The 1,741-nt window shown below is 65.8% G+C and carries 2 protein-coding genes and 1 pseudogene; 1 reads left to right on the plus strand and 2 read right to left on the minus strand.

What is annotated here, in order from left to right; all coding sequences use genetic code 11:
- Positions 1–233, plus strand: a 233-nt coding sequence (locus ABI213_RS23715) for a tautomerase family protein (RefSeq protein WP_348028951.1), incomplete at its 5' end; no start/stop codon positions are given.
- Between the two features lie 60 nt (positions 234–293).
- Here the strand turns inward: ABI213_RS23715 and ABI213_RS23720 are convergent.
- Positions 294–1,415, minus strand: a complete 1,122-nt coding sequence (locus ABI213_RS23720; RefSeq protein WP_348028953.1) for an SLC13 family permease — start codon at positions 1,413–1,415, stop codon at positions 294–296.
- Positions 1,408–1,741 (minus strand): annotated as a pseudogene (locus ABI213_RS23725) (D-glycero-beta-D-manno-heptose 1-phosphate adenylyltransferase); the annotation flags it as partial. The pseudogene ABI213_RS23725 and the gene ABI213_RS23720, both read right to left, overlap by 8 nt.

The following is a 1,741-nucleotide window of genomic DNA, read 5'->3' on the forward strand; positions in this document are numbered from 1 at the left end:
TCGAACACCGCCCCGAGCACTTTTGGGTCGCACCCGGCAAGACCGAGAACTACACCCTGGTGGATATTTTGATGTTCCCCGGCCGCTCGCTGGAGGCCAAACGGCTGCTGTACAGCGGCATCGTGCAGCGCTTTGGCGCGCTGGGCATTGCCGCCACCGATGTGATGGTGGTGCTGACCGAGCCGCCCATGGAGAGCTGGGGCATACGCGGTGTGCCCGCCAGCGAGGCCTAACGTCAGATTTAAGCTTTTTAGGCCTTTGGCGCAGGTAGCACCTGCGTAGACAGCTATTTTTTACATAGCAAACAGCAGCAGCCACCCCACCGCCGCGCTGGCCGCCAGAAACGGCGGCGACCAGATGTGGAAACTGATCCAGGCGCGTTTGTCCGGGGCCATGCGCAGAGCGATCAGGTTCGCCAGCGAGCCGACCATCAGGCCGAAGCCGCCGATGTTGACGGCGTAGGCCAGCACTTTCCAGTCTTTGGAGAACTCGGCCAGCGCAATCGCGGCGGGCACGTTGCTGACGATTTGCGAGGTGGCAATGCCTGCCCAGAACAGGTGCAGCGGCTGGGCCAGCGCCCAACCGGCCAGGGCGTGCTGCACGGTATCCAGACCGACCAGCAGGCGCAGGTCGATGAACATCAGCACAAACACCAGCAGCAGCCCCCAGTCGATCTGCGCCAGCACCCGCCAATGCAAGACTCCCAGGCACAGCAGCACGGCTACCAGGGCCCAGGGCGCGTAGTGCAGGTCGGTCAGCACCAGGAACACCGGGTACAGCAGCAACGACGCGCCCAGCAGCCGCCGGTCCAGCGGGTGCTGCGTGTCGGGGTCGGTGGCCTCCAGGGCGCGGCTTGAAAACGCCAGGGCTGTCACCGCCAGCAGCAGCAGCGTCACCACCGCCACCAGCGGCAGCATGTGCCACACAAAGCCGCCAAACGAGCTGCCCGACAGTTGCCACAGGAACAGGTTTTGCGGATTGCCGATGGGCGTGAGCGCCGAGCCCGCATTCACCGCCAGCGCCTCAAACACCACCAGCCGGGTGGTAGGCAGCGGGGTGATGCGGCAGATGCCCAGGGTGAGCGGCACGATGACGAACAGCGCCACATCGTTGGTCAGCACGGTGGACAGCACGGCGGCGGCGCTGACCAGGCACAGGGCGGCGGCGCGTTCGCTGGTCATGTAAGCCACCAGCCAGTGGCCCAGGCGGTGCAGCGCGCCGCTGGTCTCCACGGCCTTGGTCAGGGCCAGCAAACCGGTGAGGGCGGCGATGGTGGGCCAGTCCACCAGGCCGGGGTAGGCGGGCAGCGGGGTATGGGTGGCGAAGCTGAGGGCCACCAGCCCCAGCAGCAGAATTTGCAGAAAAGTGTCTTTGCGCAGCGCCTGCCAGGCGCGCTGCAGCAGCGGCTCAGCCACCGAGCGGCTTCTGGATTTTGCGTACCAGCGCGGTGGTGGAGTAGCCATCGACAAACGGAATTGCCTGCGCCGTGCCGCCGTAGGCCTGCACCACGGCCGTTTCGGCCAGCTTTTGCATGTCGTAGTCGCCGCCCTTGACTAAGATGTCGGGGCGCAGCTCGGTGATGAGTTCCAGCGGCGTGTCCTCAATAAACCAGGTGACCAGGCTGACCGATTCCAGCGCGGCCATCAACACGGCGCGGTCGTTTTCGGGGTTTAACGGGCGGTCGGGGCCCTTGCCCAGGCGGCGGGCCGAGGCATCGCTGTTCAGCGCCACGATCAGGCTG

The organism is Rhodoferax sp., assembly GCF_039922535.1.
Classification (GTDB): domain Bacteria; phylum Pseudomonadota; class Gammaproteobacteria; order Burkholderiales; family Burkholderiaceae_C; genus Rhodoferax_B.